Here is a 16,900-nt window from a genome sequence, read left to right on the forward strand (position 1 = left end):
GGCGTGATCAAGCATGGTCAGCTCCGGAACATCGGGTGATTGTGCCGAGCCGCCCGATCGGTCGCGCCAACGCGTCCGGGCGAGGTCGTGTCGTCGTCGGATGGGCGGCCCCGCGCCGCCGGGGTTCAGTCCTCCGGCCTCCACAGGGGTTCGGAAATCTCGAAGCCCACGTCCTGGCCCCACCGGTTGCGGTAGCTCACCTCGTGCACCGGGCGGCGGGGCGCGACGCCCCATCGTCCGGTCGGGTAGCCGAAGGTGACCGTGGCGGCCAGGGTCCAGCCCTTGCCCTCGGGCACGCCGAGCACCCGCAGCGTCTCCTCCGCGTGGAAAAGGCCGAGCACGCTGGTCAGCGCGCTGCCCACACCGTGGGCGCGGGCGGCCAGCTGCGCGTTCCACACCGCGGGGAAGATCGAGCCGCCGGACGGGTCGTTGCGGTTGAACGCGAACAGGAGCAGCGGATAGCCCTCGAAGTGGTCGGCCAGGTGCTTCGCCGAGTTCAGGACGTTGAGCGTCCGGGTGTCGCCCTCGGCCTCGGCCCTCTCCCGCATCGGGCGGTAGTGGCCCTCGAAGAGCTGTCCGAGCGCGTTCCGGTAGAGCGGCCCGAGCCGCTCCTTCACCGCGAGGTCGTCGACCAGCAGGAAGCGCCAGCTCTGTACGTTGCCGCCGCTGGGCGCGCGGACCGCGGCGTCCAGGATGCTTCGCTGGACCTCCTCGGGGATCGGGTCCGGCTTGACCCGGCGCATCGCCCTGGTCGTGTAGAGAGCCTCGAAGACGTCCATCAGGCCAGCACCCCCGCTTCGCGCAGTTCTGCCGCGGTCTGGTCGGACAGGCCCCAGGAGGTCAGATCCGCCAGCCGGGTGGCGGGGGAGAGGTCCTGCTCCTCCACCCCGAGCAGGCGTGGCGCGGGGGCGGGCTGCCGGATGCCGCCGACCTCGACGAAGGTGCCCCTGGCCTTGTTGTGCGGATGTTCGGCGGCCTCGCCCATCTCCAGGACGGGGGAGACGCACGCGTCGGAGCCGTCGAAGACCGCCTCCCACTCGGCGCGGGTCCTTGACCGGAAGGCCTCGGCCAGCCGCTCGCGAAGCGCGGGCCACTGCTTTCTGTCATTGCGGTCGGGCAGGTCCTCAAGCCCCATCAGCGTGACCATCTCCGCCCAGAACTGTGGTTCCAGCGGGCCGACGGCCAGATGTCCGCCGTCGGCGGTCTCGTAGGTGTCGTACATCGGCGCGCCGGTGTCGAGCAGGTTCGTGCCGCGCGGGCCCCAGAAGCCGGTCTGCACGCCGTGGTAGAACATCGCGAACAATGTCGCCGCGCCGTCCACCATGGCGGCGTCGATCACCCGGCCCTCGCCGGTCCGCTCCCGCTCGATCAGCGCGAGCAGCACGCCGTACGCGAGCATGAGGCCGCCCCCGGCGAAGTCGCCGAGGATGTTGATCGGAGGGGTGGGGCGCTCGCCCTCGCGGCCGAGCATCGACAGCACGCCGGAGATGGCGATGTAGTCGATGTCGTGCCCGGCGGTCGGCGCGAGCGGGCCGTCCTGACCCCAGCCGGTCATCCGCCCGTAGACCAGGCGCGGGTTGACCGCGTGCAGGTCGTCGGGGCCGATGCCGAGGCGTTCGGCGACCCCGGGCCGGAAGACCTCGATGACCACGTCGGCATGGCGGGCCAGCTCCTTGAACGCGGCCACCCCCTCGGGGGACTTCAGGTCCAGGCCGACCGTTCTCTTGCCCCGGTCCATCACGTCGGCGCGCGGGCTGTCCCCCGCCTTGGCGACGACGCTCGCGCGCTCGACGCGCAGCACCTCGGCTCCATGGTCGGCGAGCATCATCCCGGCGAACGGCCCGGGAGCCAGCCCCGCCAGTTCGAGCACGCGGACTCCGGCCAGTGGGCCCTTCCTGGTCACGCGCTCCATCGATATTCTCCTCAGATGCGGTATCGACTCTAGTCCGGTACGGCGAACACAAGCAAGCGCTTGGTGTTGTGCGCGGCCGTTCCCTCCGCCCAAGTAGAACAACATTCGGCTTTCTGTGGCAAGACACATCGCGAGGAGCCGCGTGGCGCCCGCGCGCGTATGGGAAACTTGCGCCTTCGCCGAATGGGACCTAGGGGTTTTGCGATGACATATCCGCACAGTGAACGGGTGGTCGCTGGGCGCTATCGGCTGCTGCGGGAGCTCGGCAGGGGCGGCATGGGCGTCGTCTGGGAGGGCTACGACACCCTCCTCAACCGCTCGGTCGCCGTCAAGGAGGTGCTCCTGCCGCCTAACCTCTCCCCGGCCGAGCACCAACTCCAGCTGACCCGTACCTCCCGCGAGGCCAGGACCGCGGCCCGGCTCAACCACCGGGGCATCGTGGCGATCTACGACGTGGCGGAGCAGGACGGTCGCCCCTGGATCATCATGGAGCTGGTCAGGGCCCGCGGGCTGGACGAGGTCGGTCTGCTGCCGGTGCGCCAGGTCGCGGACATCGGCCGTCAGGTCCTCTCGGCTCTGCGCGCGGCGCACGAGGCCGGGATCCTGCACCGCGACGTCAAGCCCAGCAACATCCTGCTGGAGGCCGACGGCCGCGCGGTGCTCTCCGACTTCGGCATCGCCACCATCGAGGGCGACACCTCGCTGACCCAGACCGGCATGGTGACGGGCTCGCCGAGCTTCCTGCCGCCCGAGCGTGCCACCGGCACCGACGCGGGCCCCTGGTCCGACCTGTGGGCGCTCGGCGCCACCCTCTACGCGGCACTGGTCGGGCACGGCCCCTTCGAGCGTCGAGACGCCATCGCCACCCTCGGCGCGCTCCTCACCGAGGAACCCGACTTCGGCAGGGTGCCCCTGGAGATGCGCGCGGTGCTCACCGGCATGCTCCAGCGCGAGCCCGCCCACCGGCTGACCGCCCAGCAGGCCGACGCCATGCTGGCGGAGGTCCTTGACGACCCGTCGGCCGCGGCCCGGCGCACCGGAGAGAGCGCGATCCACCGTACGGGACGGACCGGTGAGAATCCGCGCGGTGGAGGGCGGGACAGGCGCGAGACCGAGACCTCGCCCGCGTCCGGCCGCCGGCGCGGTGGGGGGCGCGGTGGGGGGCGGGGCGGCGGCCGGATCCCGCTGGTCCTGGCGGCCGTCGTGCTGCTGGCCGCCGGTGGCGCCGTCGCGGCCGTGGCGATGTCCCAGCCGGAATCGCGGCCGGTGGCGCGCGCCGAGCCCGCTCCCTCGGAGACGACGCCCGAACCGGTGAAGGAGACCAGGTCTCCGACGCCCACCCCGAGTCCCACCCCCACTCCCACCAGGACCAGAGCGGTGGTGTCCAGCGGAGGGTTGAAGGTGTGGCGGGCCCGTCCGCCGGAGAACTGGTCCATCAGCTATCCGGTCGGCTGGAACGGCGACTGGGCGGCCGAGACGGGCTACACCCAGTGGCTGCGCCGGGACGGGGCCGCCCACCTGTCGGTGGAGGTGCTGGAGGCGAACGCCGACGGTCTGGACTCCCTGCAGGAGACCGTCAAGGAGAACGTGGCCCAGTGGAGCGAGATCCACTCCGAGGACACGGCGAAGATCCCCCTGGCCTACGGCTCCGGACTTCAGTGGGAGTTCACCTGGAGCATGAAGGACAACGGCGGAGCCCCCTGGGCCAGGGCCGGGGTGACCTACCACGAGGTGCAGCGTTTCATCGAGGTGGGCGATACGGTGATGCTGCTCAGCTGGACCACCCACGACGACGACTGGGATGCCCAGCGGCCCCTCATGAACCGAGTGTTCGGCAGTTTCCACCCCCGCGGAGGCGAGTGACATGACCTGGAAGGTGCTCGCGCTGCCACCGCTCCCCGAGGGGGCGGTGCGCAACCTGCTCGGCTCGCTGGGCGACCGGGTCGCGGTGTCGGTCCCCGCGGCCCGTGACCGGGAGTCGCTGCTCGCAGCGCTCGGCGAGGCCGAGATCGTGGTCGGCGACTGGAGCGGCGAGCTCGTCCTGGACGCCGAGGCGGTCAGGTCCGCCCCGAACCTGGCGTTCGTGCAGCAGCCGTCGGTGGGCGTGGACGGCCACGACCTCGCCGCGCTCGCCGCGGCCGGTGTGCCGCTGGCCAACACCGCGGGGGTGAGCGCGACGGGGGTGGCCGAGTGGTGCTTCGCGGCCGCGCTCGCACTGTCGCGGCGGCTGCTGGAGGCCGACGCCGCGGTTCGCGCCGGCCGCTGGCCGCAGCTGGATCTCGGGCCCACCGAACTGCACGGCTCGCGCGTCGGCATCGTCGGCTTCGGCCCGATCGGCGAGACCTGCGCGCGGATGTTCGCCGCCTACGGGTGCGAGGTCTCCTACTGGACGCGCACGCCGCGCGAGGTGCCCTACACCTACCGGGGGCTCGCCGAGCTGGTCGCGAACTCCCAGGTCCTCGTCCTGGTCATCCCGCTGGTGGAGGGGACCAGGAAGCTGATCGACCCGTCCCTGATGCCCGCGGGCTCGCTGCTCGTCAACGCGGCCCGGGGGCAGGTCGTCGACTCGGCGGCGCTGCTGTCGGCCCTGGAGTCGGGGCATCTGGGGGGCGCCGCGCTCGACGTGTTCGACACCGAGCCGCTGCCGCCGGACGATCCGCTGCGGAGCAGTCCCAGGGTCCTGCTCTCGCCCCATGTGGCGGGGGTGACCCCGCAGTCGACCGGCCGCCTGATCAGGTGTGTGCTGGACAACCTGGAGGCCGCGATCGACGGCCGCCCGGTGACGAACGTGGTCAACGGGGTCGACCCGGTGGTCGGTCGCAGGTTCCTGGAAGGGCGGTCGTAGAGTTTTCCAGTGTTTAACGCGCCCCGCCTGGCTCCGGAGACATCCGAGATATAACGTGCCTAGGGGCGATCTTTCCAACGATGGTCATGGGGGTGATTACCGTGCGACAGATGACAGAAATGTCGGCGCACCGGCAAGCGGTGGAGCAGATCAGGGATTCCTACGCCGCCATTCCCGGCGACGCGGTGCCCCGGCTCTCCAAGGCCACCACGAACCTGTTCCGCTTCAGAGAGGGCACCCGGTCGGCGAAGCTTTCCGCCAGGGACCTGGACCAGGTCATCGCGGTCGATCCGGAGACGATGACCGCCGAGGTCCAGGGGATGACCACCTACGAGCACCTGGTGGACGCCACGCTCGCCCACGGGCTCATGCCGTACGTGGTGCCGCAGCTGAAGACGATCACGCTGGGCGGGGCGGTGACGGGGCTCGGCATCGAGTCCACCAGTTTCAGGGACGGATTGCCGCACGAGTCGGTGGAGGAGCTGGAGATCCTCACCGGCGACGGAAGAATCGTCGTGGCCCGTGACGACAACGAGCACCGCGACCTGTTCCGGGCGTTCCCCAACTCCTACGGCACGCTTGGCTACGCCCTGCGGATCCGGATCAAGCTCAAGCCCGTCCAGCCGTACGTCAGGCTGACCCACATCCCGTTCGGGGACGCCGACAAGTGCATGCTCGCGATGCGCGAGATCTGCGACAGCGGCGAGTACGAGGGCGAGCGCGTCGACTTCGTGGACGGCACGTTCTTCGGTCCGAGCGAGCTCTACATCACCGTGGGACGCTTCGCCGAGCGTGCTCCGTACCTGTCCGACTACACCGGGATGCGCATCTACTACCGATCGATCCAGACCAGGACCCGCGACTGGCTGACCGTCCGCGACTACCTGTGGCGCTGGGACACCGACTGGTTCTGGTGCTCGCGCGCCTTCGGCGTGCAGACCGCGCTGGTGCGTTCCCTGATGCCGCGTAAGTGGATGCGCTCGGACGTCTACCGCAAGCTCGTGGGCCTTGACCGCAAGTACGGGGTGATCGCCAGGATCGACCGCTGGCGCGACCTGCCGGTACAGGAGTCGGTCATCCAGGACATCGAGGTGCCCGTCGAGCGCGGTGCCGAGTTCCTGAGCTTCTTCCACGACAAGGTCGGGATGGCGCCGGTCTGGATGTGCCCGCTGAGGTCCGAGGGCGAGTGGCCGCTCTATCCACTGGAGCCCGGCCGGCTGTACGTCAATTTCGGCTTCTGGGGAACGGTCCCGTTGCCCAGGGGGCAGTTCGACGGTTACCACAACCGTCTCATCGAGAACCGGGTCCACGAACTGGACGGCCATAAATCGCTGTACTCCACTTCGTTCTACCCAGAGGATGAATTCTGGCGGTTTTATAACGGAACCGCCTATTGGCCGGTCAAGCGGGCATACGACGGGGGTGGCCGGTTGCTCGACCTCTACGACAAGTGTGTTCGGGGGCGTTAAGAGAGGTTGATTCTGTGTTGCTTGCAGAGATCTTCGAAAAGGTGATGGGCCCTGAGGCGGATGTACGCTTCGTCGCCTACGACGGCAGTAAGGCCGGTCCGGCCAGCGCCGACATCAGCGTCGAGGTGAAGACCCCGGCGGCCGTCGCGTACCTGGCGCAGGCCCCCGGAGAGCTGGGACTGGCCAGGGCGTACGTGTCCGGCCACATCGATGTCCACGGGGACATGTACGCGCTGCTCTCCCGGATGTGGTCGCTCACGGTCAACGACCTCCCGGTCGGGCAGAAGCTCGCGGCCGTCCGAGCCCTCGGGGTCCGTCCGCTGCTCACCCGGATGCCGCCGCCTCCGCAGGAGGTGCGGCGCAGCGTGCTCGCCCGGATGGGCAGCAGGCATGCCAAGCAGCGCGACGCCGAGGCGATTCACCACCACTACGACGTCTCCAACAAGTTCTACTCGTGGGTGCTCGGCCCGTCCATGGCCTACACCTGCGCGGTCTTCCCCGAGCAGGAGTCCACCCTGGAGGAGGCGCAGCTGGCCAAGTTCGAGCTGGTCGCCCGGAAGCTGGGCCTGAAGCCGGGGATGAGGCTGCTGGACGTCGGCTGCGGCTGGGGCGGCATGGTCATCCACGCCGCCCGTGAGTACGGGGTGAAGGGGCTGGGCGTCACCCTCTCGCGCCAGCAGGCCGAGTGGGCGCAGAAGGCCATCGCGGAGGCCGGTCTCGGCGAGCTCGCCGAGGTCCGGCACATGGACTACCGTGACGTGCCGGAGACCGGCTTCGACGCGGTCAGCTCGATCGGCCTGACCGAGCACATCGGCAAGGAGCAGCTGCCCTTCTACTTCCGCTTCCTGTACGACAAGCTCGTCCCCGGCGGGCGGTTGCTCAACCACTGCATCACCCGGCCGACGGGCACCGAGAAGACCCTCAACGCCGGCGGCTTCATCAATCGCTACGTCTTCCCCGACGGGGAGCTGGAGTCGGTCGGTTACCTGGCCCGTCAGATCGAGGACACCGGTTTCGAGATCCGGCACGAGGAGAACCTGCGCGAGCACTACGCGCAGACCCTCCGCTACTGGTGCGCCAACCTCGACGAGCACTGGGACGAGGCGGTCGCCGAGGTGGGGGAGGGCACGGCGCGGGTCTGGCGTCTCTACATGGCGGCCTGCGTGGTCGGCTTCGAACGTAACAAGATCCAGCTCCACCAGGTCCTCGGTGTGAAGCTCGACTCCGAGGGCGCGGCCCACCTGCCGCTCCGCCCCTCACGCGACTGGCCCTGACCCTCTCGGGGCGCGCCCATGCAGGGCACCCCCGCGCGGAAGAAGCTCATAGGGGATGTTCCCGTACGAGACTCCGCGCGGGCGTGCCCGCGTGGTCGCGTTCACATTGGTTCAGCCGCCGTGGTCATCTCGTCCGAGCGGGTTCCGGCGACGCCCGTGGGCGTCGCCGGAACCCGCTCGGACCTTCTCGGTCCGGTGGGTGCGGACCGCTCAGCGGAGCTCGCGCTTGAGGATCTTGCCCGTCGCGGTCATCGGCAGCGCGTCACGGAACTCGATGATCCGCGGATACTTGTACGCGGCCATGTTCTCCTTACCCCAGGCGATGAGCTCGTCCTCGGTGATCGTCGCGCCAGGAGTGCGGATGACGTACGCCTTGACCTCCTCGCCGTGCGAGTCGTGGGCGACTCCGACCACCGCGGCGAGGGAGACCTCCGGATGGGTGATCAGGACCTCTTCGAGCTCGCGCGGGTAGACATTGAAGCCACCCCTGATGATCATGTCCTTGGCCCGGTCGACGATGGCGTAGTAACCGTCCGCGTCGCGGGTGGCGATGTCGCCGGTGCGGAACCAGCCGTCCCTCATGACCTCGGCGGTCGCCTCGGGCCGGTTGTAGTAGCCCTTCATCACGTTGTGGCCGCGGATCGCGATCTCACCTGGCCCCTCGCCCTCGATCGTCTTCCAGTCGCCGTCGACCAGCTTCATCTCCACACCCCAGATCGGCGTGCCGATCGTGCCGGGCTTGGTGGGCCTGCCCAACTGGTTGAAGCTGGCCACCGGGGAGGTCTCCGACAGGCCGTACCCCTCCAGGATCCCGATCCCGAAGGTCTCCTCGAAGTCCCTGAGCACCTCGACGGGTGAGGACGCGCCGCCGGCCACCGCGACCCTGAGCGAGGTGGGCACCTCGTCGCCCTCGGCGTGGATCTTCGTCAGCATGGCCCAGTACATGGTCGGCACGCCCGCGAACAGCGTGACGTTCTCGGCGCGCATCAGCTCCAGGGCGGGCCCCGGTTCGAAGCGCGGCACGAGCACGATGGTCGCCTGGCGCCGGAACCCGGCGTTCATGATGACGGTCTGCCCGAAGGAGTGGAAGAGCGGCAGCACCGCCAGGTAGACGTCGCCGCCCTCGGTGCGGGGGAACATCTCATCGGAGACCATGGCGTTCAGCAGCATGTTCTGATGGCTGAGCTCGGCACCCTTGGGCTGGCCGGTGGTGCCGCTGGTGTAGAGGATCACGGCGGTGTCGTCGGGTGCGGTCTGCACGGTCTCGAACTCGCCGGACACGCCGTCGAGCGCCGCCCAGAGCGTCTCGCCGTACTCGGACTCGGTGGCGAACGCGGCGGCGGGCAGCACGAAGAAGTGCTCCGCCGACGATCCCTCGAAGCCCGCCCTGCCCCGCTCGCCGAGCGGCAGTTCGGGAGTGCCCTCGAAGCAGAACAGCGCCTTGGCCTGGGAGTCGTCCAGATGATAGGCGATCTCCCTGGACTGCAGCAGCACGTTGAGCGGCACGACCGTGGCGCCGGTCTTGAGAATGCCGTAGTAGACGAAGGGGAAGTACGGCAGGTTGGGACAGGCCAGCGCGACCTTGTCGCCCTTACCGACCCCCCTGGAGACCAGTAGGTTGGCAACCTGGTTCGCGATGGTGTTGACCAGGGAGTACGGCAGTCGCAGGTCGCCAAAGACCAGTGCGGTGCGGTCGGGGTTCTCCCGGGCGCTGTCCTCCAGTGCGATCGACAGGTTGAGCATCGTGCGTCCTCCTCCGAGCGAGCTCTGACTCGCTCATACTGGCAGTCCTTAGATACCTACTGGTAGGTAACTTTGGTTACAAATTGACGGGCAAACCATGGGGGAGTAAGCAGATAAGAGCCCGCTTACGGGGAGGCGAGCTGACCGTCTGTGCGAGGAGGGGTCAGTGAGCGTGGAGTACGACTATGTCATCGTGGGCGCGGGGTCGGCGGGGTGCGTGCTGGCCAACCGTCTCTCCGCGGATCCGGGCACGAGGGTCGCCCTCATCGAGGCGGGCGGTTCCGACAGGAGGCTCGAGGTCCGGATGCCGGCCGGCTTCGCCAAGCTGTTCAAGACCGAACACGACTGGAACTTCACCACCGCCAAGCAGCCCGAGCTCTCCGGCAGGGAGCTCTACTGGCCGCGCGGCCGGATGCTCGGCGGTTCCTCCTCGATGAACGCCCAGATGTGGGTACGCGGGCACCGCGCGGACTACGACGGCTGGGGCGTGCCCGGCTGGTCCTACGACGAGGTCCTGCCCTACTTCCACCGGATCGAACGCCGCGCCGGCTCCAACCGCGGCGGCGTGTACGGCACGGAGGGCCCGATCCACATCTCGGAGCTGCGCTCCCCGAACCGCGCCACCGCGCTCTTCCTGCGGGCCTGCGAGGAGTTGGGCATCGCCCGCCTGGAGGAGCTCAACGGCCCCTCCAACGAGGGCTGCTCGCCGACGCCCGTGACCCAGTACCGGGGGCGCCGCTGGAGCTCCGCCGACGCCTATCTCGGACCCGCGGCCAAGCGGCCCAACCTCACGGTGCTGACCTCCTCGCAGGTGAACCGGGTGCTCATCGAGGGCGGGCGGGCGATCGGCGTGCAGTACGGCGGCGGTGACGGCGGCGGTGACGGAGGCACCGTGGTGCGGGCGCGCGGGGAGGTCGTGCTGTCGGCGGGGGCGATCGGCTCCCCGCACCTGCTGATGCTGTCGGGCCTCGGCCCGGCCGACGAGCTGCGGGCCGCCGGCGTCGAGCTGGTCCACGAACTGCCCGAGGTCGGCGCCAACCTCCAGGACCACCTGGCCTCGGGCGTCGTCCTGCACTGCCCCGAGCCGATCACGCTCGCCGGCGCCGAGTCGGCGGGCAACCTGCTCCGCTTCCTGGTCGGCCGCCGGGGCATGCTCACCTCCAATGTCGGCGAGGCCGTGGCGTTCATCCGCACCTCTCCCGAGGAGCACGCCCCCGACATCGAGCTGATCTTCGCCCCGGGCCCCTTCGTCAACCACGGCCTCACCCCGCCGCCCGGCCACGGCCTGACCATCGCCTCGATCCTGCTCCAGCCCGAGAGCCGCGGCCGCGTCTCGCTGGACGGCCGTGACGTCGTGATCGATCCCGGTTACCTGACGGCGGAGGCCGACGTCCGGCGGCAGGTGGCCGGGCTGCGGAAGGCCGGGGAACTGTTCGCCACCGAGGCGCTCCGGCCGCTCGCGGGGCCCCCGATGGACCCGTACTGGGGGGCGAGGAGCACCGAGGAGCTCGTCCGCTGGATCCGCGAGCGTAGCGAGACCCTCTACCACCCGGTCGGCACCTGCCGGATGGGTGAAGATCCCGAGTCGGTGGTGGACCCCGCCCTGAGGGTCCGCGGCGTCGCGGGACTGCGGGTGGTCGACGCCTCGGTGATGCCGGTCATCAACCGGGGGCACACCCACGCGCCCACCGTCATGATCGCGGAAAGGGCCGCTGATCTCATCACCGCAGCTCGCTGAGCCGTATATGTGGACAAAGTGTGTTATGACTCACACTTGACGTAAGTAATTACTTGCATAAATCTAAGGCAATGACCGTGAACATGGCGGATGTCGACCTGTCGGAGATTCCGTTCTGGGGGCTTCCCCAGCGGGAGCGCATGGAGGCCTTCCGGCGTCTCCGCGCGCTGGACCGGCCGGTGTTCACGAAGGAGAACAAGATCCCCTTCATTGGGCACGGGGCCGGTTACTACGCCCTGGTGCGGCACGCCGACGTCTCCGAGGCCAGCAGGAACGCCGGGGTGTTCAGCAGCGAGCCGACCGCCAACAGCATCGCCGACATGCCCCGCTGGCTGGCGGTGTACTTCGGCTCGATGATCAACATGGACGACCCCCGGCACGCCAGGCTCCGCCGCATCGTCTCCAGGGCCTTCACCCCCAGGGTCCTGGCGAAGATGGAGGAGGACCTGCAGCGGGCGGCGACCCGGATCGTGGACGAGGCGATCGCCGAGGGGCCGGGCGACTTCGTCACCCAGGTGGCCGCCCGGCTGCCCGTCGAGGTCATCTGCGACATGATGGGCATCCCCCCGGAGTTCCATCACCGGGTCCTGCGCGCGACCAACATCATCCTGGGCAACGCCGACTCCGAGTACACCGGAATCGATCCCGAGTTGAACCGGTGGAACGTGGCCCGGGGCCTGATCAAGCTGTTGGCGGCCGGACGCGAGCTGAACAGGCTGGCGGCCAGGCTCGGCCGCGAGCGCCGGGGCGCCTCCACGGGCGACCTGACCAGCATGCTGGTCAACGGCGATGAGCACCTCACCCCGCAGGAACTCGGCTCGTTCTTCATCCTGCTGGTGGTCGCCGGAAGCGAGACCACCCGCAACGCCATCTCGCACGGCCTCAAGCTGCTCACCGACAATCCCGAGCAGCGCGAACTGCTCGTCGGCGACTTCGAGAAGAACATTCCCGGCGCGGTCGAGGAGATCATCCGCTACTCCACCCCGGTCATCCAGTTCCGCCGTACGGTCACTCGTGACCACGAGATGAACGGGCAGCAGTACCGCAAGGGCGACAAGGTCCTGCTCTTCTACAACTCCGCCAACCGCGACGAGAGCGTCTTCACCGATCCCGACGTCTTCGACATCACCCGCCACCCCAACCCGCACGTGGGCTTCGGCGGCCCAGGCCCCCACTACTGTCTCGGCGCCCACCTGGCCCGCCGCGAGATCACCGTGATGTTCCGCGAGTTGTTCACCCGCCTGCCCGAGATCCGATCGGCCGGTGAGCCCTCCTATCTGCTCTCCAACTTCATAAACGGGGTCAAGCACCTGTCGTACACGACCTGACCGCCGGTGCCGGGCGAGGGGTTGGGGCGATCGCCGCCGCGTCGGCCAAGCGAATGCTAGGTTCCGCCTCATGGACATCAGCACCGTCACCGCCAACGGCGTCGAGTTCGCGTACCTGTCGGCAGGAGAGGGGCCGCTCGCACTCTGCCTGCACGGCTTCCCCGACACCGCGCACACCTGGCGGCATCTGCTGCCCGAGCTCGCCGGGCGTGGTTACCGCGTGGTCGCGCCGTTCATGCGCGGCTACGCGCCCACCTCGATCCCCGCCGACGGCGCCTACGAGGGCGGGGCGCTGGTCGCCGACGCCTGCGCGCTGCACGAGGCGCTCGGCGGCGACGGCGACGCCGTGCTCATCGGCCACGACTGGGGCGCCTTCCCCGTCTACGGCGCCACCGCCTTCGCCCCCGAGCGCTGGCGCAGGGCGGTCGCGATGGCAGTGCCCCCGATGGGCGCGATGCTGGCCGCCTTCTTCGACTACGAGCAGCTCAAGCGGTCGTTCTACATCTTCCTCTTCCAGAGCGGGCTCGCCGAGGCCGCCCTGTCGCGGGACGGGTTCATCGAGGGGCTGTGGCGCGACTGGTCGCCGGGCTACGACGCGGCCGAGGACATCGCGTTCGTGCGGCGTGCTCTGGGCTCTCCGGAGAATCTCGCCGCCGCGATCGGCTACTACCGGGCGATGCTCGGCACGGTGGCACCCACCGGCCGCTACACCGCCGAGCAGTCCGCGACCGGCGGGCAGGTTCCGATCCTCTACCTGCACGGGGCCCGTGACGGCTGCCTGGGGATAGGGCAGGTCGATCAGGCCGCGGCCTTCCTGCCGCCGGGCTCCAGGGTGGAGCATGTTCTTCAGGCAGGACACTTCCTGCATCTGGAACGGCCCAGGGAAGTCAACGACATCGTTCTCGACTGGTTGCGCTGAGGATCCTGTGGCAGGATCGGTAAAACCGAATGGGATTCTAGTGGAGGCTGGCGTGACGGTTTCACTCGCGGACATCGACCTGTCGGACATCGCTTTCTGGGAGCGTCCGATGGCCGAACGGGAGGCCGCCTTCGCGCTGCTCCGCGCGCAGCCGGGCCCGATCCTGTTCGCCGAGCCCGAGATCCCCTTCCTGCCGCCGGGCCCCGGTTACTACGCCCTGGTGCGGCATGCGGACATCACCGAGGCCAGCCGTCACCCCGAGATCTTCTCCTCGGGCCGGGGGGCGACGTCCGTCCAGGACCTCGGCCCCGACTTCAACGAGTACTTCGGCTCGATGATCAACATGGACGACCCTCGGCACGCGCGGCTGCGCCGGATCGTCGCCCGGGCGTTCACTCCAAAGATGATCAAGAAGTTCGAGGCGGACGTCGACGCGGCCGCCGCGCGGATCGTGGACGAGCTGATCGCCACCGGACCCGGCTGCGACTTCGTGACCGAGGTGGCCGCCAAGCTGCCCCTGAAGATCATCTGCGATCTGATGGGCATCGGACCCGAGCACTACCAGGAGGTCTTCGACGCCACGAACATCATCCTGTCGGGCGGCGACCCCGAGTTCATCGCCGACATCAGCCGCGTGGCGGAGTTGCTCCTCGGTACGGGGCAGCGGCTCCAGGAGCTCGTCGTCTCCCTGGCCGCCGAGGGCGGGGACAACCTCACCACCTCCCTGACCAGTGCCAACATCGACGGTGAGAAGCTGACGATGCAGGAACTGGGGTCGTTCTTCATCCTGCTGGTGGTGGCGGGCAACGAGACCACCCGCAACGCCATCTCGCACGGCCTGCACCTGTTCACCGAGAACCCCGACCAGCGCGCCCTGCTGCTGGAGGACATCGACGGGCGCCTGTCCGGTGCCGTGGAGGAGATCGTCCGTCTGGCCTCGCCCGTCACCTGGATGCGCCGCAGCCTAACCCGCGACCACGAGATGAACGGCCACCTCTACCGCGAGGGGGAGAAGGTGCTGCTCTACTACTGGGCCGCCAACCGCGACGAGAGCGTCTTCACCGACCCGCACCGCTTCGACATCCTGCGTACCGAGGGCCCGCACGTCGGTTTCGGCGGACCCGGGCCGCACTTCTGCCTGGGCGCCCACCTGGCCCGCCGCGAGATCACCGTGATGTTCCGCGAGCTGTTCACCCGCCTGCCCGCGATCCGCTCGGTCGGTGAGCCCGACCGCCTGCGATCCAGCTTCATCAACGGGATCAAGCACCTCGACTGCGATTTCTGAGGCCCTGCCACATCCTGCCGGTGGTGACGGGCCGGCAGGGCGGGGGCGACTCCAGCCCGGTCAGAACATGGAGCGCGCCCGCCGGACCGTTCGAGCCGGCCAGGTCACCGCCCCGGTACGCGGATCGACTTGAAGACCGTGTTGATGTCGGGGAGCAGTTCCTTCTTGCTGTCCGGCACCGACATGTAGACGATCGCCGGCAGGTCGGCGCCGGTGCTCACGGCCGCCACGACCATGGTCGTCTTCGAACCGCCCGAGGTGATCTCGTACGCGGCGAGCTGGCCGGGCAGGCCGTTCACGGACAGGGTCTGCTGGGCGGTCTTGCGGGCGGTGTTGTCCTCGGGGAAGAACCGCTTGCGGCCGGTGGAGGCCACCGCGTTGATCACCGGGGCGAGGTTCTCCGGCGAGGTGTACCTGCTCTTCAAACGAGGCGAGAGCGGGCCCGACATCAGCTGCGCGAACTGGGTCTTGCCCGTGGAGTCCGTACCGGCGGGGAGGTACTGGCGGGTTGTGAAGCCGTAGGTGGTGGGCACGCTGGGGCGCTGGTCCTGCCGCCATGGGGCGCCGAGCTGGGCCAGGGTGATCCCCGCGGGCTGGTCGGTGAGCGTACCGACCACCGGCGAGGGATCGCCGCTGAATCGCGGCAGGCGGCCGATGGTGGCGGGCTTGGCGGTCTTCTGGGGAGTCGCCGAGGGCTTGGGCTCGGCGATCTCCTCCTCGGTGGAGGCCAGCGGCCCGGCCAGGAACGCCCAGAGCACCGCGCCGACCAGCGCGATGATCACAGAGCCGGCCAGCGCGAAGATCCAGACCGGCCGACCTTGCTCCTCGAACTCGTCCGCGTCCTCGATGGCCTGGTAGTTGTCGCCGAAGACCGTGTTCCACAGCTCCTGCTGGCGCTCGGGCGGAGGGGTCTTCGGGCCGCTGATCTGGCCGGCGGTGACGAACGGCCTGTTCGGGTCGGAGGGGTCGCGGCTCAGGTGATGGCCGGGCTGCCCCGGATGCGCGGGCTGTCCCGGTTGGGGCTGTGGCGGTTGGGGGCCACCGGCTCCGGGGTGAACGGGAGTTCCCTGCGAGGGAGCCTGGGAGGCCGCCGCCGCGTTCGCCGCGGCCATGGCCCACATGGCGGGGTTGTCCGGCACGCCGTAGCTGCGCCGCGCGTTTCCGGCGCCGTTTCCACCGCCCCCGTCAGGGGAGGCGCCGGGAACGGCGCCCGCTGAGGCGTCGCCGAAATGGGCGGCGGGGCTGTCCGCGGGAGAGCCTGACCAGGAGGAGGGGAACGTCGACGTCTGTGCCTCGGCGAAACCCTGGTTTCCGGTGGGGGGAGCGGGCGGCCAGGTGGCGCCGGACGCCGGAGGGGTGGGCGGCCAGCCGGTGTTCTCCGCCGGCGGAGTGGGCGGCCACACGCTGTTCTCCACCGGCCGAGCCGGAGGGCGGCCGGAGGCGTCGCGCGGGAGTGCGCCCTGCCACGCCTCACCCCCACCGGGAGCCTGCTGCCCGCGAGCGTCCCCCTGCGGGCCTGACGGGTGCGTCCGGCCGTCGTTCTGCGGGTTGGATGCCTGCGCCCAGCCGTCGTGCGAGGGTGCGGTGGCCTGTGCCCAGCCGTTGCCGCCCGGGGAGGCCTGGCCCAGCGGGTCCGACTGGGGAACGGGGCCGGATTGCGGCCACCCGTTGCCGGGGGAGGACGGATTCTGGCCGTCGGCGCCGCCCTGCGGGCCGGACGTCTGTGACCAGCCGTCCCCCTGTGACGGGGTGGGCTGCGGCCACCCGTTGCCGGGGGAGGACGGATTCTGGCCGTCGGCGCCGCCCTGCGGGCCGGAGGCCTGTGCCCAGTTGTCGTTCCGCGGGCTGAAAGCCTGTGCCCAGCTGTCGTTCTGGGGGCTCGTGGCCTGTGCCCAGCCATCGCCGGGGGAGGTCTGTGCCCAGCCGTCGTTCTGGGGGGCCGACGCCTGTGCCCAGCCGTTGTTCTGCGGGTCGGAGGCCTGTGCCCAGCTGTCGTTCTGGGGGCTCGTGGCCTGTGCCCAGCCGTTGTTCTGCGGGTCGGAGGCCTGTGCCCAACCGTCGTTCTGCGGAGCCAATGCCTGTGCCCAACCGTCGTTCTGGGGGGCCGACGCCTGCGCCCAGCCGTTGTTCTGCGGATCGGAGGCCTGAGACCAGCCCCCGCCGGGGGAGGTCTGGCCGGGCGAACCGGCCTGTGGATCGGAGACGCGCTGCCCCCCGCCGGGCGAGGTCTGCCAGGAGCCGTTGCCGCTCTGTGGCTCCTCCTGCGGGCGGGGGAGCCGGGGGCCGGTGCCGAGAGGGTCGTTCGTCCACGAGGGTGACGGTTCGGCAGCCTCCGGCCATGCCGGAGGCAGGTGGGACTGGCTGGACTGCTCCGAGGCCATGCTTTC

At 69.7% G+C, this 16,900-nt stretch carries 12 protein-coding genes; 8 read left to right on the forward strand and 4 right to left on the reverse strand.

From position 1 onward, the window contains the following. Nucleotides 1–125: 125 nt before the first annotated feature. Together ACFQVD_RS44140 and ACFQVD_RS44145 are read right to left on the reverse strand one after the other, a co-directional pair. Nucleotides 126–779, reverse strand: coding sequence for a nitroreductase family protein (locus ACFQVD_RS44140; protein ID WP_343967834.1), 654 nt, complete (start codon nt 777–779; stop codon nt 126–128). Continuing rightward, on the reverse strand, nt 779–1,912 hold the full coding sequence (locus ACFQVD_RS44145) for a CaiB/BaiF CoA transferase family protein (protein WP_343967831.1): 1,134 nt from the start codon (nt 1,910–1,912) through the stop codon (nt 779–781). Before ACFQVD_RS44145 ends, ACFQVD_RS44140 begins: the two co-directional genes overlap by 1 nt. Before the next feature lie 204 nt (nt 1,913–2,116). Between ACFQVD_RS44145 and ACFQVD_RS44150 the strand changes: the two genes are divergently transcribed. The 4 genes from ACFQVD_RS44150 (at nt 2,117) to ACFQVD_RS44165 (ending at nt 7,500) form a co-directional block, all read left to right on the forward strand. Beyond that, complete coding sequence (locus ACFQVD_RS44150) at nt 2,117–3,775, forward strand: serine/threonine-protein kinase (protein WP_364159204.1); 1,659 nt, start codon at nt 2,117–2,119, stop codon at nt 3,773–3,775. A gap of 1 nt (nt 3,776) precedes the next feature. Beyond that, nucleotides 3,777–4,757, forward strand: coding sequence for an NAD(P)-dependent oxidoreductase (locus ACFQVD_RS44155; RefSeq protein ID WP_343972539.1), 981 nt, complete (start codon nt 3,777–3,779; stop codon nt 4,755–4,757). A gap of 110 nt (nt 4,758–4,867) precedes the next feature. Then, nucleotides 4,868–6,226 carry an FAD-binding oxidoreductase gene (locus tag ACFQVD_RS44160; protein ID WP_343972536.1) on the forward strand — a complete coding sequence of 453 codons (1,359 nt, stop codon included), beginning with the start codon at nt 4,868–4,870 and terminating at the stop codon, nt 6,224–6,226. A 14-nt stretch (nt 6,227–6,240) separates the two neighbouring features. Further along, a complete protein-coding gene (locus ACFQVD_RS44165) occupies nt 6,241–7,500 on the forward strand; it encodes a cyclopropane-fatty-acyl-phospholipid synthase family protein (RefSeq protein ID WP_343972533.1) in 1,260 nt (419 codons plus the stop codon). Nucleotides 7,501–7,710: 210 nt separating this feature from the next. Here the strand turns inward: ACFQVD_RS44165 and ACFQVD_RS44170 are convergent, their stop codons facing one another. Continuing rightward, nucleotides 7,711–9,243, reverse strand: coding sequence for a long-chain-fatty-acid--CoA ligase (locus ACFQVD_RS44170; RefSeq protein WP_343972530.1), 1,533 nt, complete (start codon nt 9,241–9,243; stop codon nt 7,711–7,713). A gap of 166 nt (nt 9,244–9,409) precedes the next feature. Here ACFQVD_RS44170 and ACFQVD_RS44175 point away from each other — a divergent pair, with 166 nt between their 5' ends. From ACFQVD_RS44175 to ACFQVD_RS44190, 4 genes are all read left to right on the forward strand, one after another. Beyond that, on the forward strand, nt 9,410–10,981 hold the full coding sequence (locus ACFQVD_RS44175; protein ID WP_343972527.1) for a GMC family oxidoreductase: 1,572 nt from the start codon (nt 9,410–9,412) through the stop codon (nt 10,979–10,981). Between the two features lie 71 nt (nt 10,982–11,052). Further along, a complete protein-coding gene (locus tag ACFQVD_RS44180) occupies nt 11,053–12,309 on the forward strand; it encodes a cytochrome P450 (RefSeq protein ID WP_343972524.1) in 1,257 nt (418 codons plus the stop codon). Nucleotides 12,310–12,379: 70 nt separating this feature from the next. Further along, complete coding sequence (locus ACFQVD_RS44185) at nt 12,380–13,228, forward strand: alpha/beta fold hydrolase (RefSeq protein ID WP_343972521.1); 849 nt, start codon at nt 12,380–12,382, stop codon at nt 13,226–13,228. Nucleotides 13,229–13,280: 52 nt separating this feature from the next. Continuing rightward, a complete protein-coding gene (locus tag ACFQVD_RS44190) occupies nt 13,281–14,513 on the forward strand; it encodes a cytochrome P450 (RefSeq protein WP_343972518.1) in 1,233 nt (410 codons plus the stop codon). Nucleotides 14,514–14,617: 104 nt separating this feature from the next. Here the strand turns inward: ACFQVD_RS44190 and ACFQVD_RS44195 are convergent, their stop codons facing one another. Continuing rightward, entirely contained in the window at nt 14,618–16,894 is a 2,277-nt protein-coding gene (locus ACFQVD_RS44195) for a hypothetical protein (RefSeq protein WP_343972515.1), read from the reverse strand. Nucleotides 16,895–16,900 lie beyond the last annotated feature (6 nt).

The sequence above is a fragment of the Streptosporangium amethystogenes subsp. fukuiense genome (assembly GCF_042665875.1).
GTDB lineage: Bacteria > Actinomycetota > Actinomycetes > Streptosporangiales > Streptosporangiaceae > Streptosporangium > Streptosporangium fukuiense.